Annotated in this window: 19 protein-coding genes; 10 read left to right on the top strand and 9 right to left on the bottom strand. The window is 63.0% G+C overall.

What is annotated here, in order from left to right; translation table 11 throughout:
* Positions 1-252 precede the first annotated feature (252 nt).
* On the top strand, positions 253-1,002 hold the full coding sequence (locus ACUXV1_RS21145) for a carbonic anhydrase family protein (RefSeq protein ID WP_446016439.1): 750 nt from the start codon (positions 253-255) through the stop codon (positions 1,000-1,002).
* Positions 1,003-1,030: 28 nt separating this feature from the next.
* Here the strand turns inward: ACUXV1_RS21145 and ACUXV1_RS21140 are convergent, their stop codons facing one another.
* Together ACUXV1_RS21140 and pdxR are read right to left on the bottom strand one after the other, a co-directional pair.
* Positions 1,031-1,522, bottom strand: coding sequence for a DUF523 domain-containing protein (locus ACUXV1_RS21140; RefSeq protein WP_446016437.1), 492 nt, complete (start codon positions 1,520-1,522; stop codon positions 1,031-1,033).
* Positions 1,513-2,970 (bottom strand): MocR-like pyridoxine biosynthesis transcription factor PdxR, encoded by a 1,458-nt coding sequence (pdxR, locus tag ACUXV1_RS21135; RefSeq protein WP_446016435.1) that lies wholly within the window; start codon positions 2,968-2,970, stop codon positions 1,513-1,515. Before pdxR ends, ACUXV1_RS21140 begins: the two co-directional genes overlap by 10 nt.
* 91 nt (positions 2,971-3,061) lie before the next feature.
* On the opposite strand from pdxR, the gene ACUXV1_RS21130 reads away from it, so the two are divergent.
* The 3 genes from ACUXV1_RS21130 to ACUXV1_RS21120 all read left to right on the top strand — a co-directional run bounded on the left by ACUXV1_RS21130 (position 3,062) and on the right by ACUXV1_RS21120 (position 5,715).
* Complete coding sequence (locus ACUXV1_RS21130) at positions 3,062-3,445, top strand: rhodanese-like domain-containing protein (protein WP_081557036.1); 384 nt, start codon at positions 3,062-3,064, stop codon at positions 3,443-3,445.
* 11 nt (positions 3,446-3,456) lie between these two features.
* Positions 3,457-4,188 (top strand): GNAT family N-acetyltransferase, encoded by a 732-nt coding sequence (locus ACUXV1_RS21125; protein WP_446016432.1) that lies wholly within the window; start codon positions 3,457-3,459, stop codon positions 4,186-4,188.
* A 78-nt stretch (positions 4,189-4,266) separates the two neighbouring features.
* Entirely contained in the window at positions 4,267-5,715 is a 1,449-nt protein-coding gene (locus tag ACUXV1_RS21120; protein WP_043638000.1) for a hypothetical protein, read from the top strand.
* Positions 5,716-6,017: 302 nt separating this feature from the next.
* Here ACUXV1_RS21120 and gabD read toward each other — a convergent pair whose 3' ends face one another.
* The 6 genes from gabD to ACUXV1_RS21090 form a co-directional block, all read right to left on the bottom strand.
* Positions 6,018-7,478 (bottom strand): NADP-dependent succinate-semialdehyde dehydrogenase, encoded by a 1,461-nt coding sequence (gene gabD, locus ACUXV1_RS21115; RefSeq protein WP_194427015.1) that lies wholly within the window; start codon positions 7,476-7,478, stop codon positions 6,018-6,020.
* Between the two features lie 63 nt (positions 7,479-7,541).
* Positions 7,542-8,807 carry a 4-aminobutyrate--2-oxoglutarate transaminase gene (gene gabT, locus ACUXV1_RS21110; protein WP_043594182.1) on the bottom strand — a complete coding sequence of 422 codons (1,266 nt, stop codon included), beginning with the start codon at positions 8,805-8,807 and terminating at the stop codon, positions 7,542-7,544.
* A 506-nt stretch (positions 8,808-9,313) separates the two neighbouring features.
* Positions 9,314-10,624, bottom strand: coding sequence for a TolC family outer membrane protein (locus tag ACUXV1_RS21105; RefSeq protein ID WP_043594180.1), 1,311 nt, complete (start codon positions 10,622-10,624; stop codon positions 9,314-9,316).
* Between the two features lie 50 nt (positions 10,625-10,674).
* Positions 10,675-13,728 carry an efflux RND transporter permease subunit gene (locus ACUXV1_RS21100; protein WP_203391136.1) on the bottom strand — a complete coding sequence of 1,018 codons (3,054 nt, stop codon included), beginning with the start codon at positions 13,726-13,728 and terminating at the stop codon, positions 10,675-10,677.
* Positions 13,729-13,735: 7 nt separating this feature from the next.
* Positions 13,736-14,800, bottom strand: coding sequence for an efflux RND transporter periplasmic adaptor subunit (locus tag ACUXV1_RS21095; RefSeq protein ID WP_446016429.1), 1,065 nt, complete (start codon positions 14,798-14,800; stop codon positions 13,736-13,738).
* Between the two features lies 1 nt (position 14,801).
* Positions 14,802-15,458, bottom strand: a complete 657-nt coding sequence (locus ACUXV1_RS21090; RefSeq protein WP_446016427.1) for a TetR/AcrR family transcriptional regulator — start codon at positions 15,456-15,458, stop codon at positions 14,802-14,804.
* A gap of 169 nt (positions 15,459-15,627) precedes the next feature.
* Here ACUXV1_RS21090 and argB point away from each other — a divergent pair, with 169 nt between their 5' ends.
* Positions 15,628-16,509: an acetylglutamate kinase gene (gene argB / locus ACUXV1_RS21085; RefSeq protein ID WP_446016425.1), complete on the top strand. Its 882-nt coding sequence runs from the start codon at positions 15,628-15,630 to the stop codon at positions 16,507-16,509.
* 161 nt (positions 16,510-16,670) lie between these two features.
* The gene (locus ACUXV1_RS21080) at positions 16,671-17,105 is read left to right on the top strand and encodes a CBS domain-containing protein (protein ID WP_019100867.1); all 435 of its coding nucleotides are present in this window, start codon (positions 16,671-16,673) and stop codon (positions 17,103-17,105) included.
* 169 nt (positions 17,106-17,274) lie between these two features.
* Here ACUXV1_RS21080 and ACUXV1_RS21075 read toward each other — a convergent pair whose 3' ends face one another.
* Positions 17,275-18,042: an IclR family transcriptional regulator gene (locus ACUXV1_RS21075; RefSeq protein ID WP_019100866.1), complete on the bottom strand. Its 768-nt coding sequence runs from the start codon at positions 18,040-18,042 to the stop codon at positions 17,275-17,277.
* Positions 18,043-18,204: 162 nt separating this feature from the next.
* Between ACUXV1_RS21075 and ACUXV1_RS21070 the strand changes: the two genes are divergently transcribed.
* From ACUXV1_RS21070 to ACUXV1_RS21055, 4 genes are all read left to right on the top strand, one after another.
* Positions 18,205-19,392 (top strand): acyl-CoA dehydrogenase, encoded by a 1,188-nt coding sequence (locus ACUXV1_RS21070; protein ID WP_043594164.1) that lies wholly within the window; start codon positions 18,205-18,207, stop codon positions 19,390-19,392.
* 109 nt (positions 19,393-19,501) lie between these two features.
* Positions 19,502-20,695: a CaiB/BaiF CoA transferase family protein gene (locus ACUXV1_RS21065; protein WP_081555507.1), complete on the top strand. Its 1,194-nt coding sequence runs from the start codon at positions 19,502-19,504 to the stop codon at positions 20,693-20,695.
* A 214-nt stretch (positions 20,696-20,909) separates the two neighbouring features.
* Positions 20,910-23,141 carry a mechanosensitive ion channel domain-containing protein gene (locus tag ACUXV1_RS21060; RefSeq protein ID WP_446016422.1) on the top strand — a complete coding sequence of 744 codons (2,232 nt, stop codon included), beginning with the start codon at positions 20,910-20,912 and terminating at the stop codon, positions 23,139-23,141.
* Positions 23,142-23,242: 101 nt separating this feature from the next.
* Positions 23,243-24,862 (top strand): electron transfer flavoprotein-ubiquinone oxidoreductase, encoded by a 1,620-nt coding sequence (locus tag ACUXV1_RS21055; protein WP_446016441.1) that lies wholly within the window; start codon positions 23,243-23,245, stop codon positions 24,860-24,862.
* Positions 24,863-24,947 lie beyond the last annotated feature (85 nt).

Below are 24,947 nucleotides of genomic sequence, written 5' to 3'. Positions count from 1 at the left end.
GCGCGCTGGAGGCTGAATAAGCGCAACGGCAGTGCCGTTTTCTCTATTTCCTTCTTGTTTCTCTTCTTTAGAGTTGTTCGAGGCTTTGTGTTTGGCAGCCTGCAGCCGGAGCGGCACTTTTCATCGCCATGTCCTAATTGACTGTGCAGTGAACTAAGTCGCTAACTATCATCTAATTAGATAGTTACTAAATAAAATTAAAAAATTTTATACCACTGTACCTTTATGTCACTACACTAGGAAAGGACGCGAATGAGCGAGCATCTGTGTCGGGAAGTGAATTGCGGCGAGTCTATCGGCCGACGGACGGTGATGAAAACCGCCTTGGGCGCCGCGGCGCTATTTGCCATGGGTGTCGGCGGGGGCCTGAACGGCGTGGCGTATGCGGCGTCTTTGAGCAAGTCCCAGCGAGATGCGATGACGCCGGAGCAAGTGCTGGCGGAGATGGCGAAAGGCAATGAGCGCTTCCGAAGCGGCAAGCCGATGCAGCACGACTACCTGGCGCAAAAGCGTTCAAGCGCCGAGGGGCAGTACCCCTCCGCGGTGGTGCTCAGCTGCATAGATTCGCGCGCGCCGGCGGAAATCGTGATGGATGCGGGCATCGGCGAAACCTTTAATTCCCGGGTTGCCGGCAATGTGGTGAATGACGATTTGTTGGGCAGCATGGAGTTTGCCTGCGCGGTTGCCGGCGCCAAAGTGGTGCTGGTGATGGGGCATACCGCCTGTGGCGCTATCAAGGGGGCTATCGACCACGTGGAGTTGGGCAATCTGACGGGTTTGCTGGCGCGCATTCGGCCGGCGGTTTCTCTAACCAAGTATGATGGCGAGCGCAGCAGCAAGAATGCGGAGTTTGTCGATGCGGTGGCGCGCAGCAATGTGCTGCATACCATTGATCAGATTCGCAAGCGCAGCGATGTGCTGGCCAAGCTGGAGAAAGAGGGCCGGATCAAGATCGCCGGCGCGATGTATCACCTGAACGGCGGCCGCCTCGAGTTTCTGTAAAGGTCGTTCACGAGAGCGTCTAGGGGATTTACTCCCCAGGCGCTTTCAGCAATTCTTCCATGCGGTCCTCCGAACAGACCTTGATGCCAGCTTGTCGCAACAGGCTGGCAGTCACACCTTCCCCGTCCTTGAGCTTGCCGGAAAATTCGCCGTCGTAGATGCGGAGCGTGCCGCATGAGGGGCTGTTTGCCTTCAACAGCGCCTGCCGGCAGCCATGGGCCTGAGCCAGGCGCAGGCTGGCCTGGGCTCCGCGCACAAAGGCGGCGCTGACATTTTCGCCGGCAGCGGTTTCCACCGTGGCCTGACCGCGCAGCGCGGCAGCGCCGTCGCCTCCGCGCAACTCCGCCGCGGGCCTGGGCGTAGGCAGGCCGCCCATGCATTCTGGACAGGCGGGGATCAGGGTGAATTCCCGGCGCAATCCCGTCCAGGCATGTTCAGTCAGCGGTTGGGCCTGGCCGTCGTAGCGTACGGGCTGCCCCAGCAGGCAGGCGCTGACCAGCAGCGTAGGTTTCACTTCCATCGCGTTTCCAATAGCGCCGCCAGCTTGAGCGCGGCGGCGTGAAGTTCCTGTTCTTCCACTCCGGCGTAGCCAAGCACTAATCCGTTGCGGTCCACCGGGCCGATGAAGTGCTTGGTCAAAGGGCGCAGCCATAGTTGCTGCCGGGCGGCGGCGGTGCTGAGTTCCCATTCATCGAAGCCGGTCGGCAACTGAGCGACCAAGTGCAAGCCGGCCTCGCCGGCGGACAGCGGCAGCGCGTCGCCCAGCGCGCGCTGCAGAGTGCCGCGCAGCAGGTGTTGCCGCAATTGGTAGAGCTCGCGCATATGCTTGATATGGCGGGCGAAATGACCTTGTTCGATGAAGTCGGCCAGCGCGGCTTGCACCTGGTAATTGCCCTCCCGGTACAAACGCGCCTGGACGCGGCGGAACGGCTCCACCAGCGTTTCGGGCAGGATCAGGTAGCCCAGTCCCAGCGCGGGAAACATGACTTTGCTGAAGGTTCCGAGATAAATGACGCGCTCGCTGTCGGCCAGCCCTTGCAGGGAGGCGATGGGGTGGGTGGTGTAGCGGAATTCGCTATCGTAGTCGTCTTCTATGATCCAGCTGTCGTGTAGCTTGGCTAACTGAAGCAGCGTTAGTCGTCGTGCCAGCGACATGACGACGCCGGTTGGATATTGATGGGACGGGGTGATGTAAATCAGACGCGGAGGCGTGGCCTGATGCGCGGGCGTCGGGGCCATGCCTTGGGCGTCAACGGGAACCGGGACGATGTTCAGTTCCGCTGCTCGCAGCGCTGCCTGTGCGCCGCTGTAGCCGGGATCTTCCACCCAGGCGTCGTCGCCGGGGTCGGCCAATAGCCGGGCCAGCAGTTCCAGTCCTTGCTGCGCGCCTTGGGTGATGACGATTTGCTCCGGCTGGCAGCGCACCGAGCGCGATAGATACAGGTATTGGCTGAGGGAGCGCTTGAGTTCGGGCAGACCGCCGTCGTGGCGGTAGTGCAGATGGTCCAGCTGCGGCCGTTGGATATGGTTTTGCAGGCAGCGCTGCCATTGGGCGTGGGGGAATTGTTTCAGCTCTGGCGTCCCAGGGGCGAAGGCGCCAGCCAGCCCAGTGGGCAGCGTGCAGTGGCCGGAGACGCGCTGGCCGCGTTGCGACAGCCCCGGGTGTTGCTGAGCGCGCTGCGGCGGCGCGGAACGTGGGCTGAATAAGGCCGCGACATAAGTGCCGGAGCCGTGACGGCTTTCCAGATAGCCTTCGGCGCCCAGTTGTTCATAGGCGTTGAGAATGGTGTTGCGGCCCAGAGCCAGTTCCGCCGCCAGCGCGCGGCTGGCCGGCAAGGGCGCGCCGCCGGCCAACTGACCGGCGCGGATCAGTTCGCGCAATAAGCGGTACAGCTGGCGAGCCAGGCTTTCCGCGCCTTGACGTTGCAGCCGCTGGCGCAGGAAATCGATCAACCACTCGGTGGACAAAGTGGTTCCTCCATATTTTGCATGGTGGCACTGTTTGGGGTATGACTTGTCGCTTAGGCTAACAGCATTTACAAGGCCACAGGAGAAAAAAATGTTGAGTCAGCAAGATTTTTACGCCGCCAAGCTGGCGTACGAGATGGACGCCGCCGATGTCTGGAGTGCTTTGCAAGCCGGGGAAAAATTGGTGTTGATCGACGCGCGCGCGGAAGAGGCCTTCCTTAAGGAAACCCTGCCCGGCGCCGTGTCCGTGCCGCATAGAACCATGGACGAGGCAAGCACCGCGCACTTACCCAGGGATGCGGTTCTGGTGTCGTTCTGCGATGGCATCGGTTGCAATGCGTCGACCAAGGGGGCCTTGAAACTGGCGCGTCTTGGCTTCAATGTGCGCGAATTGCAGGGCGGCCTGGATTGGTGGGTACGCGACGGCTATGCAACCACGGCGCGAGCTGGCGTCGCCGTGTCCTGCGCATGCTGAAGGGGAAGGCGATGATTGAGGTGAGCATGGCGTCGGCGGGCACGGTCAACGCCTTGGGCCAGGCGGTGGGGCTGCCGGTGTCGGAGTGGCGCGAGGCGGCCTGGCCGCCTAAGACGGATCTACGGGGGAAGTTCTGCCGGCTGGAACCGCTGCAGGCCGAGCGGCACGGCCCAGGCCTATTCGCGTCGATGGGCGCGGACGCGGAGGGGCGCAACTGGACTTATCTGAGCTATAGCCCGTTTGCCGCTTACGCCGACTTCTCTGATTGGCTGACCGAGCAGCAACGGCAGCGTGATCCGCACTTTTACGCGATCGTGGACGCTGTCAGCGGGGAGGCGCTGGGTGTAGCCGCCTATTTGCGCATTGACCCGAAGATGGGCTGCATCGAGGTGGGGCATCTGAATTTCTCTCCCTTGCTGCAGCGCAGGCCGGCGGCGACGGAAGCGATGTATCTATTGATGCGTCAAGCCTTCGCGCTGGGTTATCGCCGTTATGAATGGAAATGCGACGCCTTGAACCAGCCTTCACAGCGGGCGGCGCTAAGGCTGGGTTTCCGCTTCGAGGGTCTGTTTCGGCAGGCCATGGTTTACAAGGGGCGTAATCGCGATACCGCCTGGTTTTCCGTCCTGGATCATGAGTGGCCGGCATTGCGGCAGGGCTTCGAGAACTGGTTGTCCGCTGACAATTTCGATGCGGCGGGCGAGCAGCGCCGAACATTGGCGCAATGGAGGGGAGAGGATTGATTTGGCCAGCGGACTTCAAGCCGCCACGCTAGGCAGGTACAATGAGTGTTTGATTTATTGAATAGATTCGCTTGCCAGATGAAATCCCTGCCGCGTAATGCCCGCATCAAGGGCGAGCCGTTTTTGCCCAACCGCTTCATTTTTGGTGATGCCGTTGACGATCAGGGCCTGGAAGGTTCCGAGTACCTGATTCACACCGAAGCGCCGGCTTTTGTTTGCCGTTTGGTTGGCGACGACGACACGGACTTTCCCGGACGCGATCGCGAAGGTCTGACTAGCGCCATGCTGTTCGACGAGGCGGACAATGTGACGGTCTATGTCTGCAATCTGCGTCTGCGTTTATTCGACTTCAACTTCAGCAATGAAGACGAGATGCCGACCGTGGGCCAGTTGCAGGCGATCTGCGACGAAGCGATGCAAGCTTATCAGCGTCTGCACAAGGCCTATGCCGACCGCGAGGCCGCGGGTCCGGTTCCGCGCGAGATGCGGACCGGCCCTACCGAGCCGCTGCCTCCGGCGGAGCGCGGTCGAGCGGTGAAGCAATTGGTGGAACTGGCGCGCCGCGCGGTGGATCAGCCCATGGAGCGCGCGCAGCTGGCAGGCGAGGTGCAGATGGCGCTGGCGGCCGGCGACCAGGCCGTGTTCACCGAGTCGCAACTGGCGCTGTTGTCCCAACCGGCCGCGCGTCAGTTGCTGGTCAATTGCGCGCGCGACGCAATCGCTTTCCCCGAGGTGATGCGCAAGGATGGCTCGGTGGTGTCGTTCGAACTCTGGGCCTTGCCGTTCGCGTTTTCACGCGCCCAGGGCGGTGTGTGGTGGCATTTCCCTCAGCTGGAGCGGCTGGAAGTGGCGCTGGCGGATGCACTGGAGGTGCCGGAGCAGTCGATACTGTGGATTTCGCCCACCTTGTTCTCTCTGGAGATGCTGAACGAACGCGCCTGCCAAGACCTGGTGCAGTTGGCGCCGGTGATGGATGCGGGTTGCGATTTCGCGCCGCTGGATCCGGACTCCTCGCGCGCCACATACGAGGCGGCGCGCAAGACCAACGAGCCGCAACTGGTGCTGGCCTGGATTCCCTTCTTGGTGGAGCGCGGGGCTTTGCCGCCGGAGCAGGCGCGCCGTTTGGCGCGCAAGGCGCTGGATGCGGCGATGCCGCTGGTACAGCAGGCGGTGGGCGCCGAGATGGAATACGGCGAGGCCGAGCTGTTCGCGCCCTTGCCCTGGTGGGAGGCGGTGCAGACCGGTGTACGAGCCTGGAACCGCAAGCGCCTGGGCGTGACCGCGGCCTTGCTGGCCGCGAGCGCGGGCGGGGTGCAAGAGCTGGAGGCTGTTGCGGAATATCAGCCGGAAATGCAGGGCTACGAAGTGGGCTTCCGCCTGCGCGGCCGAGAGGAAGTGGCGGCGCACGCGCCGTGGCTGGTGACGCCGGATGTGGCGCCTGAGCGCGACGAGGCCTGGCGGGATCTGGCTGAATGCCTGAAAGAGGCCGGGATTCCCCTGTCGGAGACCTTGGCCAAGTTCCACTAAGAGCGGCTAACAAAATACCTGATGCTGCGTTGCGCCGACTTGCCGTACTCAAGTACTGCCTGCGTCGGCGCGCCTTGCCTCAGCCGTGAAACTGATTTTTGTTAGTCGTACCTGTTCAATGTGCGCTGCGCTTCGGCGATGCGGCCTTGGAAGCCTCTTCAGAGTGCTTGTGTACCGTGTGTACATTCCGCTTCTTCTGCGCTTGCTCTTGCTCGCGAGATTTTGAACAGGTTCTAAGCGTCGCGACTGCGGCAATAAAAAACGGGCTGGACATCCAGCCCGTTTCGCATTGGCGGGACGCTTTACTGGTCGATGCCGCCTAGCAGTACGTATTTGATTTCCAGATAGTCCTCGATGCCGTACTTGGAGCCTTCACGCCCCAGGCCGGATTGCTTGACGCCGCCGAAGGGCGCGGCCTCGTTGGACAAAATGCCGGTGTTGACCGCCACCATGCCGTATTCCAGACCTTCTGACACGCGGAAAATGCGTCCGATATCGCGGGCGTAGAAGTAGCTGGCCAGGCCGAACTCGGTGTCGTTGGCCATCCGGATTGCCTCTTCTTCGGAATGGAAGCGGAACAGCGGCGCCAGCGGGCCGAAGGTTTCCTCCTTGGCCACCTTCATTCGCGGCGTAACGTCGGTGATTACCGTCGGTTCGAAGAAGCTGTGACCCAGCGCGTGGCGCTTGCCGCCTGCCACCAGTTTACCGCCCTTGGCCAGCGCGTCGGCGATGTGTTCTTCCACTTTGGCCACTGCGTTCATGTCTATCATCGGGCCTTGGGTGACGCCAGGCTCCAGGCCGTTGCCCACTTTGAGCTTGGCCACCGCGGCGGCGAACTTCTCTGCGAAGGCGTCGTAGACGCCATCCTGCACCAACAGACGGTTGGCGCAGACGCAGGTCTGGCCGGCGTTGCGGTATTTAGAGATGATGGCGCCTTCCACCGCGGCGTCGAGGTCGGCGTCGTCGAATACGATGAAGGGCGCGTTGCCGCCCAATTCCATCGACACTTTTTTGACGGTGTCCGCGCATTGAGCGATCAGCTTGCGGCCCACTTCGGTGGAGCCGGTAAAGGAGAATTTCTTTACCAAGTCGCTGCCGGTCAGCACCGCGCCGATTTCGCTGGAGCCGCCGGTGAGCACCGAGAACACGCCGGCGGGAATGCCCGCGCGTTCTGCAAGCACGGCCAGGGCCAGGGCCGAGAGCGGGGTCTGGCTGGCCGGGCGCACCACCATTGGGCAGCCGGCGGCCAGCGCCGGGGCCGCTTTGCGCGTGATCATCGCATTGGGGAAGTTCCACGGCGTGATCGCTGCGGTGACGCCAATCGGTTCCTTGTTGACCAGGATGCGCTTGTCGGCGCCGGGAGAAGGGATGGTGTCGCCGTACAGGCGCTTGGCTTCTTCAGCGTACCACTCAATATAGGACGCGCCGTAGGCGATTTCGCCCTTGGCTTCCGAGAGCGGCTTGCCCTGTTCGCTGGTGAGGATGACCGCCAGGTCGTCCTGATTCGCCATCACCAGATCGAACCAACGGCGCAGCAGGGCGGCGCGTTCTTTCGCCGGCTTGCGTTTCCAGAGAAGGAAGGCTTCAGCCGCGCCGGCCACGGCGCGCTCGGCCTCGGCCTTGCCCATTTTGGGCACGCTGGCGATAGTTTCGCCCGTGGCGGGGTTAGTGACGGGAATGGTTTCGCCGTTGTCGGCGTCTAGCCAGGCGCCGTTCACATAGCACTGCTGCTTCAGCAGCGCGGGGTCTTTCAAATTCAACATGGGTTCTCCAACGCAGAGATGTCGGACTAGGCCCGCGCCGGCGGCGCGGGCACGGCGCGGCCTTTAAGCTTTGAGCGCGGCTTCCAGCTTGGCCAGGGCTTCTTCGAACACCGCGTCTTCTATGGTCAGCGGGAACAGGAAGCGCACCACATTGGCGTAGACGCCGCAGGTCAGCAGGATCAGGCCGGATTCCAAGGCCTTGGTCTGTACTTTCTTGGCGAAGTCCGGGTCGGGTTGCGGGCTGCCGGGCTGATTGAATTCCACCGCCAGCATCGCGCCCAGCCCGCGGACCTCGGCGATCTGCGGCACCGCGCTCTTCAGGCCGTGCAGTTTTTCCTTCAGCAGCTCGCCCAGGCGGTTGGCGCGGTCCAGCAGCTTTTCTTCGGCGATGACGTCGATCACCGCCAGCGCCGCGGCCACCGCCAGCGGGTTGCCGGCATAGGTGCCGCCCAGGCCGCCGGGGGCGGGAGCGTCCATCAGCTCGGCCCGGCCGGTCAGCGCGGACAGCGGGAAACCGCCGGCCAGCGATTTGGCCATGGTGATCAGGTCGGCCTGCACCGGATAGTGCTCCATCGCGAACAGCTTGCCGGTGCGGGCGAAACCGGACTGCACTTCGTCGGCGATCAGCAGGATGCCGTGCTCGTCGCAAATCTTGCGCAGCCGGACCACCCACTCGCTGGGCGCGACGTAGAAACCGCCTTCGCCTTGCACCGGCTCAAAGATGATGGCGGCGACGCGTTTGGGGTCGACGTCGTACTTGAACAGCTTTTCCAGCCCGTTCAGGGAGTCTTCCACGGACACGCCGTGCAGCGCGTTGGGATAGGGAGCGTGATAGACGTCGCTGGGGAAGGGGCCGAAGCCCACTTTGTACGGGACCACCTTGCCGGTCAGCGCCATGCCCAGCAGGGTGCGGCCGTGGAAGGCCCCGCCGAAGGCGATCACCCCGGCGCGGCCGGTGGCGGCGCGCGCCACTTTCACCGCGTTTTCCACTGCTTCGGCGCCGGTGGTGAACAGCGCGGTTTTCTTCGCGTGCTGGCCCGGCGTTAGCTGGTTCAGCCGCTCGGCAAGACGGATATAGGATTCGTACGGGACAACTTGATAGCAGGTGTGACTGAACCGGGACAGCTGTTCGGCGACCGCGGCCTGTACTTTGTCATGCAGATGGCCGGTGTTCAATACGCCAATGCCGCCGGCGAAATCGATATAGCGTTTGCCGTCGGTATCCCAGACTTCGGCATTCTTGGCGCGCTCGGCAAAGAAGCCGCACATCACGCCCACGCCGCGCGGGGTGGCGTCGGCCTTGCGTTGCATCAAATCCTTATTGCTCATCTGCTATCTCCTCGACGTTGTGCGGTCGGCGCCGCGTCTGGCGGACCGCCGCGAATCGGTGTCGGAGCGATGCCGGTCTATCGTGGCGCCGGCTGGCCGCTCCGTGGCTTGGCTTTCATTATTCTTGTCTGACCGTCTCAGCACCTGTTTACGATCTGTTGCGCGTTGGCGGAATAGTTTAGACAAGGGCGTTAAAAACGGTTTCGAAATGCGTACATTCCGCTCTCTTAGCCGCAATGCCTTGTCTCGCCCACGCTCGCGATATCGTAAGCACGTTCTCAGGCATTCTATGTTTGTGTTTAGCAAAAAGCTACACGCGCACTAAAAAATTAAACACCTGTTGCGCGGATGCCAGCGGAGGAGCGTGGAAGGGGCGGGGGGACGGCGGCCATGCCTGCTGGCATGGCTGCGGAGAACCTAAGCCAAGGCGCGCCGACGCAGGCAGTACTTGAGTACGGCAAGTCGGCGCGCAGCATCAGGGGTTTGTTAGCCACTCTTAGCGGGGGTTAACGGCGGATGACGGCGTTGAGCTTGCTTAGTACCTCGCTATCCAATTGGCCGGCGGCTTGGGACAGCGACAGCCGCGCGATCAGATACTCATACTTGGCGGTGGCCAGGCTGGTGAGCGTCGAGTAGTAAGCCTGTTCGGCCTGCAGCAGGTCGATATTGGTGCGGATGCCCACTTCCTTGCCCAGGCGGGTGGACTCCACCTTGCTCTTGGCGGAGATCAGCAATTGCTCCTGAGCGCGCACCAGAGCCGCGCCGTTTGTAACGCCCAGGAAGGTGCGGCGCACGTCTTCGCGCACTTGGCGGCGGACGGCTTCCAGCTTGTCTTTGGCGGACTCCTGCTGCGCCGCCGCCTCGCGCACTTGCGAGTTGATGCCGCCGCCGGCGAACAAGGGCAGGGTGATGCCGACGCCTATGCTGCTGCCGCGGGTGTGAGGCTGCTGCATCGGGGCGCGGGTCTGGGTATCGCTGTAGCCGGCGGTCAGGCTGATCACCGGCAGGTGGCCGCCTTTTTTCTCGGTGACGTTCTTGCCGGCGATTTCCAGCGTTTGCTCGGCGGCCTTGATGCTCAGGCTGTTGCGCAGGGCGATCCCGATCCAGGCTTCCAGGGTCGCCGGCGTCGGCAGTTCCAGCGGCAGCTTGTCCAACACCGGTTGGATGGTCTTGGGGTCCAGCCCGGTGATGCGGCGCAGATTGTTCTCCGCCAATTCCAGGCTGTTGATCGCCTTGATTTCCTGGGCCACCGCGCCGTCGTAGCCGGCTTGGGCTTCGTGGGTGTCGGTGATGGTGGCGGTACCCACTTCGAAGGCGGTCTTGGCTTGTTCCAATTGTTGCTGGAACGTTTTCTTGCTGGCGCTGGTGGCGGACAGGGTGTCCTTGGCCAGCAGCACGTTGAAATAAGCTTGGGAGGTATCCAGGATCAGCTGTTGTTCAGCTGCGCCGTAGCTGGTTTCCGCTTGCTGAGTGGCCAGCTTGCCTTTTTGGTAGCCGGTGTATTTGCTGACATCGAACAGCGGCTGTTGCAAGTTGACGCCGTAGGTGGTGGAGTCGTAACCCCCTTGGCCCGCGGGTGCGATTGGATTGGTGTAATTGTAATTGGCGGTGGCGCCCACCTGGGGCATCAGCAGCGCGCGGCCTTGCGTCGCTTTTTCCCGGCCGGCGTCGAGGTCGGAGCGCGCGGCGGCGAAGTCCGCGTTGTAGTCGCGGGCGGCGCGCCAGGCTTCAACCAGGTCGAAAGCGTGGGCCGGCAGGGCGAAACCCAGCAGCAACAGGCTGCCCAGCAGGGGCAATCGGAATCGGGTCTTGTTCATTTGTGTTTATATGCTCGGTTTGTTTTGTCTCGTCGCGCGGCAAGGTGTCGTCAGGCCTGAGGCCGCCGTACCTTGAACCATTGCGCGTACAGCGCCGGCAGGAACAGCAGGGTTAGCACTGTGGCCACCAGCAGCCCGCCCATGATGGCCACGGCCATCGGTCCCCAGAACGTGCTGCGGCTCAGCGGGATCATCGCCAGGATGGCCGCCAATGCCGTCAGCATGATAGGCCTAAAACGTCTAATTGTGGAGCCGACAATAGCGTGCCAGGGATCGATGCCGTCGCGAATGTCGTGTTCGATCTGGTCAACTAGGATAACCGAGTTGCGCATGATCATGCCGGACAGCGCGATGACCCCCAGCATGGCGACAAAGCCGAACGGAGCGCTGAAAGCGATCAGGGTCAGCGTCACGCCTATCATGCCCAGCGGCGCGGTCAGCAGCACCATGATGCTGCGTTGCACGCTGTGCAGCTGCAACATCAGCAGGGTTACCACCACCACCAGCATCAACGGCGCCACCGCCGCAATGGCTTTTTGCGATTTGGCGCTGGATTCCATGCTGCCGCCGGTTTCGATGTGATAGCCCAGCGGCAGCGTCTGCTCCAGCGCTTGCATCTTGGGCAGCAGTTGCCGGGAGATGTCCGCGCCCTGGGCGCCTTCCGCCGGATCCGCGCTCACCGTGATGGCGGGCAGGCGGTTGCGCCGCCAGATGATGCTTTCTTCCGGCTGGTATTCGATGTGTCCTATCTGCGACACCGGCACAAAGCGGCCGCTGCCGGTTTGTATCATCAAGTTGCCGAGGCCGGCGACATTCTTGCGTTCGTCCGGATTGAGCCGCGCGACGATGGCGATGGCCTGGTCGCCTTCGCGGAAGCTGGTCACGGTGGCGCCGGAAATCAGCATCTGCAATTGCTGCGACAATTGCTGAGAGGACAGGCCGAGCGCGCGCGCCTTGTCCTGATCGATGCGGATGCGCAGGGCCTTCACCTGCTCGCCCCAGTTGATATTGACCTGGCGGGTGGATGGATGCGCGCGCATCAGCGCTTCCACCTGGGCGGCGATGGCGCGCACCTTGACGTGGTCCTCGCCCATCACCCGAAATTGCACCGCGTAGCCCACCGGCGGACCGTTCTCCAGCCGGGTCACCCGGCCGCGGACATTGGGGAAGTCGTTGTCGAATAGCTTTTCCAGCCGTTTCTTCACGTCTTCGCGCACATGTTCGTCCCGGGTCATCAACATCAGCTGCGCGTAGTTCAAGTGTTGCAGCTGCTGATCCAGCGGCAGATAGAAACGCGGGCTGCCGCTGCCGACGTAGCTGGTGACGCTGACGATGTCCGGGTCGCGTTTGAGCAGGGCTTCCAGTTTTTCAACTTCGCGCTCGGTGGCCTGATGACTGGCGCCGCGCGGCAGCCACATGTCCACCATCAGTTCGGGCCTGTTGGACGAGGGGAAAAACTGTTGAGCCACCAGCAGCTTGAAGGCCAGCAGGGATAGCACGAAGGCGGCCAGCGTCAGGGCGATCACGGTCTTGCGCCGTTCCAGGCACCATTCCACCACCCTGCGGAAGCGGCGGTAGAACGGTTTGTCGTAAACATCGTGCGCCTCGTGGTGCTGGAGGTTTTCCGGCAGCAGCTTGTAGCCCAGGTAGGGGGTGAACACCACCGCGACGATCCAGGACAGCACCAGCGCGATGCCGACCACGGCGAACAGGCTGAACACGTATTCGCCGGCGTTGGACTTGGCGATGCCCACGGGCAGGAAAGTGGCGGCGGTGATCAGGGTGCCGGTCAGCATGGGGAAGGCGGTGCTGGTGTAGGCGAAGGTGGCGGCCTGAAACTTGCTCCAGCCTTGTTCCAGCTTCAGTGCCATCATTTCCACCGCGATGATGGCGTCGTCCACCAGCAGCCCCAGCGCGATGATCAAGGAACCCAGCGAGATACGCTGCAGGTCGATATTGAAGAAATACATGGCCAGAAAAGTCATCGCCAGCACCAGCGGGATGGACAGCGCCACCACGATGCCGGTGCGCAGGCCCAGGCTGAAGAAGCTGACGGCCAGCACGATGACTACGGCCTCCACCAGCGAACGCATGAATTCGCCAACCGCGTTCTTGACCACCTTGGGCTGGTCGGAAACCGAATGGATTTCCAGGCCCACGGGCATCTTGGACTGGATCTGCCGCATGGCCGCATCCAGGTTTTTGCCCAGGCGCAGCACGTCGCCGCCGGCCTTCATGGTGATGGCCATGCCCAGCACCGGTTTGCCGTTGAAGCGCATGGTGCTGAGCGGCGGATCAATGTAGCCGCGTTTGACCGAGGCGATGTCGCCCAGGCGGAAGGTTTTGCCGTTGACGGTGACCGGGGTGGCGGCGATAGCCTCCACGCTGGCGTAGTTGCCGGTGGGGCGGACCCAGATGCGGTCGCTGGCGGTTTCGAACACGCCGGACGGCGTCATCGCGTTTTGTTGTTGCAAGGCTTTCCAGATGGCGCTGGTGTCCAGCCCCAGCGAAGCCAGCTTGGCGGTGGACAGGTCCACGTAGACGCGCTGCTCCTGCACGCCCAGCAGGCTGACCTTGGCCACGTCCGGCACGCGCAGGATCTCGCGTTTGGCGTCCTCCAGGTATTGGCGCACTTCCTCGTAGCTGAAACCGTCGCCGGCGAAGGCGTAGATATTGCCGAAGGTGTCGCCGAACTCGTCGTTGAAGAACGGTCCCTGGACTTCCGCGGGCAGGGTGGCGCGGATATCGCCTATCTTCTTGCGCACCTGGTACCACAGTTGTTGCACGTTCTTGGGCGGCACGTCTTCGCGCACCGAAATCAGCAGCAGGCTCTCGCCCGGTTTGGTATAGCTTTGGACGTAGTCAATCTCGCCCATCTCCTGCAGCTTTTCCTCCAGCTTGTTGGTGACCTGCTGTTCCATCTCCAATGTGCCGGCGCCGGGCCAGTAAGCTTGCACCAGCATGGCCTTGAAGGTGAATTCCGGGTCTTCCTTCTGGCCCAGCTGGGTGTAGGCCCAGACTCCGGCCAGCATCAGCATCACCATCAGGTAGCGCACCAAGGACTGGTGACGCAGCGCCCATTCCGACAGATTCAGTTTTTTCATGGCCGTCTCAGTGCTCCAACAGTTTCACGGCCTGGCCGTCGCGCAGCAGGTGGATGCCGGCTGTGACGATTTTGTCGCCAGGCCGCACGCCCTGGGACAGGGTGGCGGAGTCGGCGTCTACGCGGCTGACCGTCACCGCGCGGCGAGCGACCTTGCCGTTGGGGGCGATCAGCCAGACATAGTGCTTGCCCTGTTCGTCCAGCAAGGCGGTCAGCGGCAGCCGCATCTGCGCGTCCGCGGCGTTAGGCAAGGCGACGCTGGCGGTCATTCCCAATTGCAGGCGGCTGGAGTCGCCGCTGATGGCGACGCGGGCGGCGTAAGTGCGGGTAGCGGGATCGGCGTCGGCTGCCAGCTCGCGCAGCGTGCCCGACATCGGCGCGCCGCCGTTCCATAGACTCACCTGGAATTGGCCGGCGCGGCGCACCTTGTCCAGCGCGTTCTCCGGCACTTGGACCGCGACCTCGCGCACGCCGTCCTGCGATAGTCTAGCCATGGCCTGGCCGGCGGCCACGACCAGGCCGGGCTCGGCAACCATCTGGCTTAGCACGCCGTCGGCGTCCGCCACCAGGCTGGTGTAGCCGGTTTGATTGCGGCTGGCGGCGAGCTGCGCCTTGGCTTGATCCACCTTGGCCCGAGCTGCGTTGACCGCGTTCTGTTGCCCGTCCACCTGCGCCTGGCTGACGAACTGCTTGGCCAGCAGCTCGCGGTAGCGTTTCAGGTTCAGCTCTTGTTGGCCCAGGTCGGATTGTGCGGCGGCCAACTGAGCTTGTTTGGCCGACAGGTCCAGCGCGTAGTCGCTGGGGTCCAGCCGCGCCAGCACCTGGCCTTTTTTCACCCGGTCGCCGCTATTGGCCAGCTTGGCCACTACTTTGCCGGCCACGCGGAAGGCCAGATTGGTCTCGTGACGGGCGCGGATTTCGCCGGAGTAGCTATCGCCTTGTTGCTGGGCGGTGGCGCCCGCCACCACGTAACGGACGGGGCGAGGCGCTTCCGGAGGCGCCTCCGGTTTGCCGCAGGCGGCGAGGGTCAGACTGACGATGCCTAGCCAGAGGCAGTGAGCGGCGGTTTTCATGTCAATTCTCGCAGGTTGGATTCTTCAGGCCTTGCAGCACCAACTGCAAGGCTTCGCTCAGGTGCGCGCGGGAGTACTGATGCGAGTAGCCGCAAACATCGGGCACCACCTTGGCGAAGGAGTGGGCCCAGGTCATCGCCATCACCAGGGGGGCCAGCAGAGCGTCGCTGCTGCTGGCGATGGGCAGGACGCGGAATTCTCCGCTATCCATGCCGCGGCGCAGGATGTGCTCGATCATGCTCAGACAAGGGGAAATCACTTCCGTGGTGTAGAAGCGCGCCAGTTCCGGGAAGTTGGTGGCTTCGGCTATGGCCAGCTTGCACAGGCCGGCGGCGGGCGTGGCGCCCACTTCATCCCACCACTTGAGCAGGAGGATTTGTAGCAGCTCGCCCACCGGCCCCGTATGTTGTTGTTCCAGTTCTACGAAGGCGCTGAGCCGGCTGGATAAATGGTGGCGCACCATGGCTTTGAAGATCTCTTCCTTATTTTGGAAGTACAGATAAGGCGTACCCTTGGTCACGCCGGCGGCGCGGGCGATGTCTTCCATCTTGGTGGCGCTGAAGCCTTTTTCTACAAACAGGGTCAGCGCGGCGTCCAGGATTTCGCTGGGACGCGCGTCTTTTTTGCGCTGCCAGCGCGAGGCGGGGGCTTGTGCCATGGGGATGTAGCTGAATATTGGTTCATTAATGAGTTGGACTGTATTGCAAAATGCCGTTGTTCTGCAATTAATAAATTACAGTTCATTAACCGGCTTGATTAAAATGCAACAGATCAGACCACTAGGTCAGAACCGTCATATCGCCGGCCGGTAACGGTCCGGTGCAACCATGGAGAACGCCGTGCCGACCGATGCAGCAGAAAAAGCCCTGATTCTTGCCGAAGCCCTGCCCTATATCCGCCGTTTCGCCGGCAAGACCCTGGTGATCAAGTACGGCGGCAACGCCATGACTGACGCGGCATTGAAAGAGGGTTTCGCCAAGGACGTGGTTTTGCTCAAGCTGGTGGGCATCAACCCGGTAGTGGTGCACGGCGGCGGGCCGCAGATCAACGAACTGTTGAACCGCGTTGGCAAGCAGGGAGAGTTCATTCAGGGCATGCGCGTGACCGACTCGGATACCATGGATTTGGTGGAAATGGTGCTGGGCGGCCTGGTGAACAAGGAAATCGTCTCGCTGATCAACAAGCACGGGGGCAAGGCGGTGGGCCTGACCGGCAAGGACGGGCATTTCATTCGCGCCAGCAAAATGTATTTGAAGTCCGAAACCGATGATGAGATCGACATCGGCCAGGTGGGCGAAATCTCCGGCATCGATCCGTCGCTGGTGTCTTTGCTGGACAGCCAGGACTTCATCCCGGTGGTGGCGCCCATAGGCGTCGGCGAAGACGGCGAAGCCTACAATATCAACGCCGACCTGGTGGCCGGCAAGCTGGCGGAGACTCTGGGCGCGGAAAAGCTGGTGTTGATGACCAATACCCCGGGCGTGCTGGACAAGAACGGCAAGTTGTTGACCGGCTTGTCCGCGCAGCAAGTGGACGGCTTGTTCGCCGACGGCACCATACATGGCGGCATGCTGCCCAAGATCAGCTCGGCGTTGGATGCGGCGCGCAACGGCGTCAACGCGGTGCACATCATCGATGGCCGCGTGCCGCACGCGCTGTTGCTGGAGATATTGACCGACGCGGGCGTCGGCACCATGATCCGGGCCTGACGAGCCGCGAGGTCTCGACCTGGGGATGGCGGGCAGGCTTGCGTGCTTACCGAGGCGTCGCAGCCTGCGCTATAGTGGATTGGTAGGCGCTCGTCCGCGTCGTCCGGCGGTGGGAGAGGGCCACGGGAACGGCCGGATTGCCGGTTTGAAAGGGGACATGCATGCAAACGGTAAGACAGTTGTTGGACAGCAAGCCAAACCGCGCCTTGGTCTATGTGAACCCGGAGAGTACGGTGTTCCAGGCTTTGCAGGTGATGGCGGAAAACGATATTGGAGCGGTGCTGGTGATGGAGGAGGGCGGCATTGTCGGCATCTTCTCTGAGCGCGATTACGCGCGGCGCATCGTGTTGCAGGGACGCACTTCCGCCGGCACCAAGGTGCGAGACATCATGACCAGCCGCGTGGTCTACGTGACGCCCAGCCAAACGTTGGACGACTGTATGGGCCTGATGACCGAAAAGCGCATTCGCCACCTGCCGGTATTGGAAGGCAGCGATGTGATGGGCATGTTGTCCATTGGCGACTTGGTCCGCGCCACCATAGAGGAGCAGGAGCAGGTGATCAATCACCTGGTCCATTACATCCAGTCCGCTTGAACCCGGCGAAGGGTCTCGCGCGCTTAGAACGTGTTTACGATCTAGCGAGCTAAGGCGGGACAAGGCGAAAACGGCTGAGAAAGCGGAGTGTACACACGGTACATGAGCATTTCGAAGCCGTACTCACCGTGTAACGCTCCACGACGCACAGCCAATCGTAAACAGGTTCTCAGCCCAGCGGTGCCAGCCGCTGACGCAAGGCCTTCAAGGCCGGCGCGATGCGTTCGCGCATCGCGCTTTCGTTCAAGGCGAAGGCCGGGCCGCTGGCGTTCAGCGCCATCGCCGGCTGGCCGGGCACGGCCAAGTGCACGCCCACCGCCATCACATCCGGTTCGTACTCTCCAAAGGACGCGGAATAGCCTTGGTGCAGATAGTCTTGGCGGGCCTCCTCCAAGCGCGCGCTGATTTCCCCCCATTCCGCGCCGTAGCGCGCGGCCAGCACCGGCTGCAGCTTGAGTTGCTCCGTCGCCGTCAAGCCGGCGTAATAAGCGCGGCCTATGGCGGTGGTGGCTAGCGGTACCCGCGAGCCCACGGTCAGCTGTACCGAAATGCGCGCCGGGCTGCGGCAGGTCTCCAGATAGACCATATCGCTGCCGTCGCGCAGCGCCAGGCTGATGGACATGCCCTGTTCCAGCGCGAACTCGCGCATCAGCGGTCCGGCGATCTGGCGGATGTCGTAGCTGGCCAGGACAGTGGAGCCCAAAGCCAGCACAGCCAGCCCTAGCCGGTAGTGGCCGCTGGCCTCGTCCTGGGCCAGATAGCCCAGCCGGGTCAGGGTGTAGCTCAAACGAGACACTGTTGATTTGGGCAGGCCGGTGCGTTTGGCCAGCTCCTGGTTGGACAGCGCCAGCTCGCCAGGGCGAAACGCCGCCAGTACTTCCAGCCCGCGCGCCAGCGCGGTGACGAACAACCGGTCCTTATCTGTTTCCAAATCCATTGCATCCATCTTGTTTGGTGAGCCTCCGCTTGGGTTGCGCGCTGCGGGCGGGCGTCGAGTTTCGCAAAAACGCTTTACATCCGTCCAGACGGCGATTAGCCTATTCTGCAATGTGAAACCAAGTTCCGCAATGCGGAACAAGATAACGCGGAGACAGAACTTATGGCAGCCCCTTCCAGTCGCGCGCCGTTCAGTTGGGACGATCCTTTGCTTTTGGCGGAATGCCTGAGCGAAGAAGAACGCATGGTGCAGCAGAGCGCCCATGACTACTGTCAGGACAAGCTGTTTCCGCGGGTGTTGAGCGCCAACCGCGAAGAACGCTTCGACCGCGAAATCATCAACGAGATGGGCGAGCTCGGGCTGCTGGGTTGCACTATCGAAGGTTATGGCTGCGCAGGCCTCAGCCACGTGGCCTACGGCCTGGTGGCGCGCGAGGTGGAGCGGGTGGATTCCGGGTATCGCTCGGCGATGAGCGTGCAGTCCAGCCTGGTGATGCATCCGATCTGGGCTTACGGCTCGGACGCGCAGAAAGACAAATACCTGCCGCGATTGGCCAGCGGCGAATGGCTGGGCTGTTTCGGCCTGACCGAGCCAGACTCCGGCTCGGACCCGGCCAGCATGAAGACGCGGGCGCGCAAAGTGGACGGCGGCTATCTGCTCAACGGCAGCAAGATGTGGATCACCAACAGTCCGCAGGCCGATGTGTTTGTGGTTTGGGCCAAGGACGACGAGGACGAAATCCGCGGCTTCGTGTTGGAAAAAGGCATGGCGGGTCTATCAGCGCCCAAGATCCACGGCAAGTTTTCGCTGCGCGCCTCCATCACCGGCGAGATCGTGATGGACGATGTGCTGGTGCCGGAAGACGCCATCCTGCCGGGCGTCAAGGGCTTGAAAGGGCCGTTTGGCTGCCTGAACAAGGCGCGCTACGGCATCGCCTGGGGGGCGCTGGGCGCCGCCGAATTCTGCTGGCACGCGGCGCGTCAGTACACGCTGGACCGCAAGCAGTTTGGCCGCCCGCTGGCCGCCAACCAACTGATCCAGCTGAAGCTGGCCAATATGCAGACTGAAATCGCGCTGGGCCTGCACGCCGCGCTGCGCGTGGGACGTTTGATGGACGAGGGCAAGGCCGCGCCGGAAATGATCTCGCTGATCAAGCGCAATAACTGCGGGAAGGCGCTGGACATCGCCCGGCTGTCGCGCGACATGCACGGCGGCAACGGCATCGCCGACGAATTCCACGTAATCCGCCATGTGATGAACCTGGAGGCGGTCAACACTTACGAAGGCACGCACGATGTGCATGCCTTGATTCTGGGCCGAGCCCAGACCGGTATTCAGGCGTTCGCCTGATAAGCCGGCGCGGCCGGGAGGCCGGCCGCGCCGTTATTCCTGTCTGTCCTTGGAGGCCCGGCTTGCCGGGCCGCTTTTTTTCGATGGACCGATGTATCGGGAGACGCAGATGACGGGCGCGCTGGAAGGCATCAAGGTATTGGATTTGTCCAGGGTATTGGCCGGGCCGTGGACCGGCCAGTTGCTGGCCGACCTGGGCGCGGAAGTGATCAAGGTGGAGCGCCCGGGCTGCGGCGACGATACCCGGCAATGGGCGCCGCCCAGCCTGCCGGACGGCACCGCGGCCTATTTTCTGTGCGCCAACCGCGGCAAGAAATCGCTGACCGTGGACATCGCCAAGCCGGAGGGGCAGGAAATCGTCCGCCGGCTGGCCGCCGACGCCGACGTGCTGATCGAAAACTACAAGGTGGGCGGCTTGGCCAAATACGGGCTGGATTACGCCAGCCTGGCCGAACTCAACCCGCGGCTGGTGTACTGCTCGGTCACCGGCTTCGGTCAGGACGGACCGTACGCGCAGATGGCCGGCTACGACTACATCGTACAAGGCATGTCCGGGTTGATGAGCATCACCGGTCCGGCCGACGGCGAACCCCACAAGGTGGGGGTGGCGGTCACCGATCTGTTCACCGGGCTCTACGCCGCCAACGCGATTCAGGCCGCCTTGTGGGCGCGGCAAGGCAGCGGTCGCGGTCAGCATATCGACATGGCTTTGTTCGACTGCGCGCTGGCGATGCTGGCCAACGTCAACATGAACTGGCTGGTGGGCGGCGCGGTGCCGCCGCGCCTGGGCAACGCCCATCCCAATATCGTGCCCTATCAGGTGTTCAAGTGCGCCGGCGACGGCCACTTCATCCTGGCCTGCGGCAACGACCGGCAGTTCCGCTCGGTGTGCGAACTGATTGGCCGCCCGGAATTGGCCGACGATCCCCGCTTCGCCAGCAATCCGCAGCGCGTCGCGCACCGGGACGTGTTGGTGCCCTTGTTGACAGCCGGCTTCCTGGCCCAGCCGCGCGACGCCTGGCTGGCGCAACTGGACCAGGCGGGCGTCCCCTGCGGGCCGATCAACACCGTGGACGAGGCCTTCGCCGACCCGCAAATCCGGCACCGGCGGATGCAGATTGAACTGCCGGGTTTGGATGGCGAGGCGGTGCCTCTGGTGGCCTGCCCGATCAAACTGTCGGACACGCCGCCTCAATATCGCGACGCGCCGCCCCGGCTGGGACAGCACACCGACGCCTTGCTGGAGCAGGCCGGTTACGACGCAGAGGCTATCGCCCGTTTGCGCGGCGCTGGCGTGATCTGAAGCATGGAGATGCTTTCGGCATTTTAGGCGTCTGGGTGTCGCGCGCGGATTCGTGCGAAAATGCGCCGTCGAGTTGCCGCCGGCGGTCTGCGCCAGGGCAAGGTCCACCGTCATGTTGAATGAAATGCCTAGCGTGAAGAGCCGCTTCATTTTCGCCTGTTGTCTGCTTGCCGGGTTTTTGTCGAGCTCCGCGGCTTACGCGGCTCTGCCGACAATGCCCAAGCCCGCGGCGAAGCAGGCGGCTTCGGCGCCCGCTGTCAGCCTGGCGGACAAGCTGGCCGAGGCGCAGCAGGCGCTGGATCAATTGGAAACCATCAAGCTGGACAAGCTGCCGGCCGGCGTGACGCCGGGAGAGCTGTTGTTTCGCCGTGCCTTGCTGGAGCGTCTGGTGGCGTCCTACGCCTGGCAGCTGGATCTCGCGGGCGAACGCGATCAGCGGCTGAGGCAGCAAGCCGAGGCCGAGGAGGCTTTACGGAATTGGAGCGGCTTCGCGCAAGCCGGCCCTTATCCGGTGTCCTTGGTGGAAGGCTTGCGCAGCCGCTTGCAGACTGGAGGCTGGGAGAAAGAGACCCAGCAGGCTCAGCAACTGATGCTGTCGCAGATGCAGGAAGCGATGCGCAACAGCCTCAAGCTTAATGAAGTGAGCTTGCGCCAGGCGCGGGAACAGCTGGAGGGCGCGGCTGCCGGAGAGGCCGAGGCGCTGCGCTGGAAGATGGACGGCGCGCGTTGGCGTCGCGACATCAGCGCGTCGGAGTTGCTGCAGTTCGATGCCTTGGGACAGGTGCTGCGCATCCGCCAGCAAACATTGCAGGCGCAGTTGGCGCTTTGGCGCAAGCAACTGGACGGCATCGGCAAACAGGTACGCTTTCAGCCGGCCGAGCTGGACGGGGTGCAAAGGCGGCTGGGAGAGGAACGCCTGCGACTGGAGCGGGAAATGGGAGCGCATGAGCAGCGCCGCCGCCGGGCCAAGGCCGAGTTGGAGGAGTTGGAGAGGCAGCTGGCCGCGTTGAAGCTTAAAAAGGACGCGCCGGCGCAGGCTGCCCTGCTACAGGATTTGACCCAGCGCACAGTCGAGCAACGCCAGGCTCTGGACAATAGCGACCTCGCGGTGCAACTGACGCGCATCCGGCAAGAGGCCAACTCACAGGAAGGCGGTATTTGGGAATACCGCTACCAGCTGTACGCCGGCAAGGCGGCCAACCTGGCCGAAGTGGCCAGCGCCAGCCGCCAAGCCGGCGAGGAGTTGGGCGCGGTGCGCGACTATCTGCAAAAAGAGGCCGAGCTGACGATGGCCAAGATGGCGGACGTGCAGCATGAGATCGGCCTGGACCGCGGCAGCGGCCACGCGCTGGCCATGCTGCAACTGCTGCGCCAGCGGCTGGACATCGTCAACGCCGCTCAGCAGCCGGTGCAGGCGGCTTTGACCGGCATTCTGCTGCTGCAGCAGGAGTTCGATGTCGGCGCGCCGGCGGAGGGCACGCCGCAGGAGGTGTCCCGCCGGCTAAGCGAGCGCGTGTTGCAGGCGTCGCGGGCGCTGTGGAATTATGAGCTGTTCAGCGCCGACGACAGCGTGGAAATCAATGGCCAGAAAGTGCAGGCCACCCGTAGCGTGACCATCGGCAAGAGTCTGGGCGCCATCCTGGTGCTGCTGATAGGCTACGCCGCCAGCACTGCGTTGCTGCGCGCTTTGCGGCGTTTGGCCACGCATCGCTTGGGCGTGAGCGAAGCCGCCGCCAATATCTGGTGGCGTTGGAGTTATGTCTGCGTGATCGCCCTGCTGGTGGTGTTCGCGCTTAATCTGGTCAAGATTCCGCTGACGGTGTTCGCCTTCCTGGGCGGCGCCTTGGCGATCGGCATCGGCTTCGGCACTCAGAACCTGCTGAAGAACCTGATCAGCGGCGTGATGCTGCTGGTGGAACGGCCGCTGAAAGTGGGCGATTTCGTTCAGGTCGGCGGCATCAGCGGCACCGTCAGCAGCATAGGGCTGCGTTCTTCGGTGGTGCGCGCCGGCGACGGCATCGAAACGCTGATCCCCAACTCCACCTTCGTGGAGAGCGCGGTGACCAACTGGACGTACAGCAACCGGCGAATTCGCCGGAAAATCGCCATCGGCGTGGCTTACGGCAGCCCGCCGCGCGAGGTGTGCAATCTGTTGCTGGCGGAGGCGGAGCGTCATGGCCTGGTGCTCAAGGAGCCGCCGCCTCGGGTGCTGTTCAGCAACTTCGGCGTCGACGCGCTGGAGTTTGAACTGGAATACTGGCTGGACATCGGCGACGCCGACTCCGTGCAGGTGGCCAGCGACTTGCGCCACATGATAGACGGCGCGCTGGCCAAGGCCGGCATCGAGCTGCCTTTTCCGCAACGCGATGTGCATTTGCAACAGGGCGAGCCCTTACAGATTGAAGTCAGACGCGCGGGCGACGGTCGGGCGTCTGACAGTTTTTAAACGGTTGTTTGATTTTTGATCGCGCGCCATGCAACATGCATGCGGTAGCGGGGCTTTTGAACCCGGCGCGCGATTAAGGAGATGCAGTGGAACGCGATTACATGGAATACGATGTGGTGATCGTCGGCGGCGGCCCCTCCGGGCTGACCGCGGCGATTCGCCTGAAGCAACTGGCGGCGGAGCAGGGCCGGGAGGTCAGCGTCTGTCTATTGGAGAAGGGCTCGGAAATCGGCGCCCACATCCTGTCCGGCGCGGTGATCGAACCGCGGGTGCTCAATGAGCTGATTCCGGACTGGAAGGAAAAAGGCGCGCCGCTGAACACCGAGGCCAAGTCCGACCGCTTCCTGCTGCTGACTGAGACCGAATCCATCCAGCTGCCGACGCCGCCGCAGATGCACAACCACGGCAACTACATCGTCAGCCTCGGCAATTTCTGTCGCTGGCTCGGCCAGCAGGCCGAGGAACTGGGCGTGGAGATCTACCCCGGCTTCGCCGCCGCCGAAGTGCTTTATCACGAGGACGGCTCGGTCAAGGGCGTGGCCACCGGCGACATGGGCATCGGCAAGGACGGCGAAAAGACCGACGCCTGGCAGCCCGGCATGGAGCTGTGGGCCAAGCAGACCATCTTCGCGGAAGGCTGTAGGGGGTCCTTGACCAAGGCCTTGTTTGAGCGTTTCCGCCTGCACGACGGCGCCGATCCGCAAACCTACGGCATCGGCATCAAGGAGTTGTGGGAAGTGAAGCCGGAACTGCACCAGCCGGGCAGCATCACCCATACCGTGGGCTGGCCGGTGGACACAGCCACCTACGGCGGTTCCTTCATGTACCACTTGGAGAACAACCAAGTGGGGGTGGGCTTCGTCATCGGCCTGGATTACCAGAACCCCTACCTGTCGCCGTTCGAGGAATTCCAGCGCTTCAAGACCCACCCGGCGATCCGCAAGGTGTTCGAGGGCGGCCGCCGCCTGTCCTACGGCGCGCGTGCCTTGACCGAAGGAGGCCTGCAAAGCCTGCCGCGCCTGACTTTCCCCGGCGGCTTGCTGGTGGGCGACACCGCCGGCTTCCTCAACGTGCCCAAGATCAAGGGCACGCACACCGCGATGCAGTCGGCGATGCTGGCGGCGGAAGCGGTGTTCGAACTGCTGGGCCAGGAGCAGCCCGCGCGCGAAGCCACCGCCTATAGCGAGAAGTTCAAGCAGAGCTGGCTGCATGAGGAGTTGCACCGAGTACGCAATATCCGGCCGTCGTTCCGATGGGGCCTGTGGCCGGCGATGATTTATTCGGCGCTGGACACCTTCCTGTTCCGCGGCAAGGCCCCGTGGACGCTGCGTCATCACCAGGCCGACCATCAAAGCCTGAAGCCGGCCGACGAGTGCTCGCCCATCGCCTACCCCAAGCCGGACGGGGTGTTGACCTTCGATCGCCTGTCCTCGGTGTTCATCTCCAACACCAATCACGGAGAAGATCAGCCGCCGCATTTGAAGCTGAAGGACGCCAGCGTGCCGGTGGCGCTCAATCTGGCCAAATACGATGCTCCGGAACAGCGTTACTGCCCGGCCGGCGTTTACGAAATCGTCGGCCGCGAAGAAGGCGAGCCGCGCTTGCAGATCAATGCGCAGAACTGCGTGCATTGCAAGACCTGCGACATCAAGGACCCAAGCCAGAACATCGTCTGGACCACGCCGGAAGGCGGCGGCGGCCCCAACTATCCCAATATGTGAACGGGATGATTTGGCGAAACCCCGGAGCGCGCTCCGGGGTTTTTCTTGACAAGCCGGGCCGATTATTGGCAGCATGGACGACATG

It is taken from the genome of Chromobacterium sp. W521, from assembly GCF_052805975.1.
The sequence above is the reverse complement of the archived record's forward strand: the minus strand, read 5'-3'. Positions and strand labels throughout refer to the sequence as shown.

Coding starts and splice junctions, on each gene's coding strand:
- ACUXV1_RS21090 (WP_446016427.1), bottom strand. CDS start 15,458: ATGGCACAAGCCCCCGCCTCGCGCTGGCAGCGCAAAAAAGACGCGCGT.
- ACUXV1_RS21100 (WP_203391136.1), bottom strand. CDS start 13,728: ATGAAAAAACTGAATCTGTCGGAATGGGCGCTGCGTCACCAGTCCTTG.
- ACUXV1_RS21070 (WP_043594164.1), top strand. CDS start 18,205: ATGGCAGCCCCTTCCAGTCGCGCGCCGTTCAGTTGGGACGATCCTTTG.
- ACUXV1_RS21145 (WP_446016439.1), top strand. CDS start 253: ATGAGCGAGCATCTGTGTCGGGAAGTGAATTGCGGCGAGTCTATCGGC.
- ACUXV1_RS21060 (WP_446016422.1), top strand. CDS start 20,910: ATGCCCAAGCCCGCGGCGAAGCAGGCGGCTTCGGCGCCCGCTGTCAGC.
- ACUXV1_RS21065 (WP_081555507.1), top strand. CDS start 19,502: ATGACGGGCGCGCTGGAAGGCATCAAGGTATTGGATTTGTCCAGGGTA.
- ACUXV1_RS21080 (WP_019100867.1), top strand. CDS start 16,671: ATGCAAACGGTAAGACAGTTGTTGGACAGCAAGCCAAACCGCGCCTTG.
- ACUXV1_RS21130 (WP_081557036.1), top strand. CDS start 3,062: ATGTTGAGTCAGCAAGATTTTTACGCCGCCAAGCTGGCGTACGAGATG.
- ACUXV1_RS21095 (WP_446016429.1), bottom strand. CDS start 14,800: ATGAAAACCGCCGCTCACTGCCTCTGGCTAGGCATCGTCAGTCTGACC.
- gabD (WP_194427015.1), bottom strand. CDS start 7,478: ATGTTGAATTTGAAAGACCCCGCGCTGCTGAAGCAGCAGTGCTATGTG.
- ACUXV1_RS21120 (WP_043638000.1), top strand. CDS start 4,267: ATGAAATCCCTGCCGCGTAATGCCCGCATCAAGGGCGAGCCGTTTTTG.
- gabT (WP_043594182.1), bottom strand. CDS start 8,807: ATGAGCAATAAGGATTTGATGCAACGCAAGGCCGACGCCACCCCGCGC.
- ACUXV1_RS21140 (WP_446016437.1), bottom strand. CDS start 1,522: ATGGAAGTGAAACCTACGCTGCTGGTCAGCGCCTGCCTGCTGGGGCAG.
- ACUXV1_RS21055 (WP_446016441.1), top strand. CDS start 23,243: ATGGAATACGATGTGGTGATCGTCGGCGGCGGCCCCTCCGGGCTGACC.
- ACUXV1_RS21075 (WP_019100866.1), bottom strand. CDS start 18,042: ATGGATTTGGAAACAGATAAGGACCGGTTGTTCGTCACCGCGCTGGCG.
- ACUXV1_RS21105 (WP_043594180.1), bottom strand. CDS start 10,624: ATGAACAAGACCCGATTCCGATTGCCCCTGCTGGGCAGCCTGTTGCTG.
- ACUXV1_RS21125 (WP_446016432.1), top strand. CDS start 3,457: ATGATTGAGGTGAGCATGGCGTCGGCGGGCACGGTCAACGCCTTGGGC.
- argB (WP_446016425.1), top strand. CDS start 15,628: ATGGAGAACGCCGTGCCGACCGATGCAGCAGAAAAAGCCCTGATTCTT.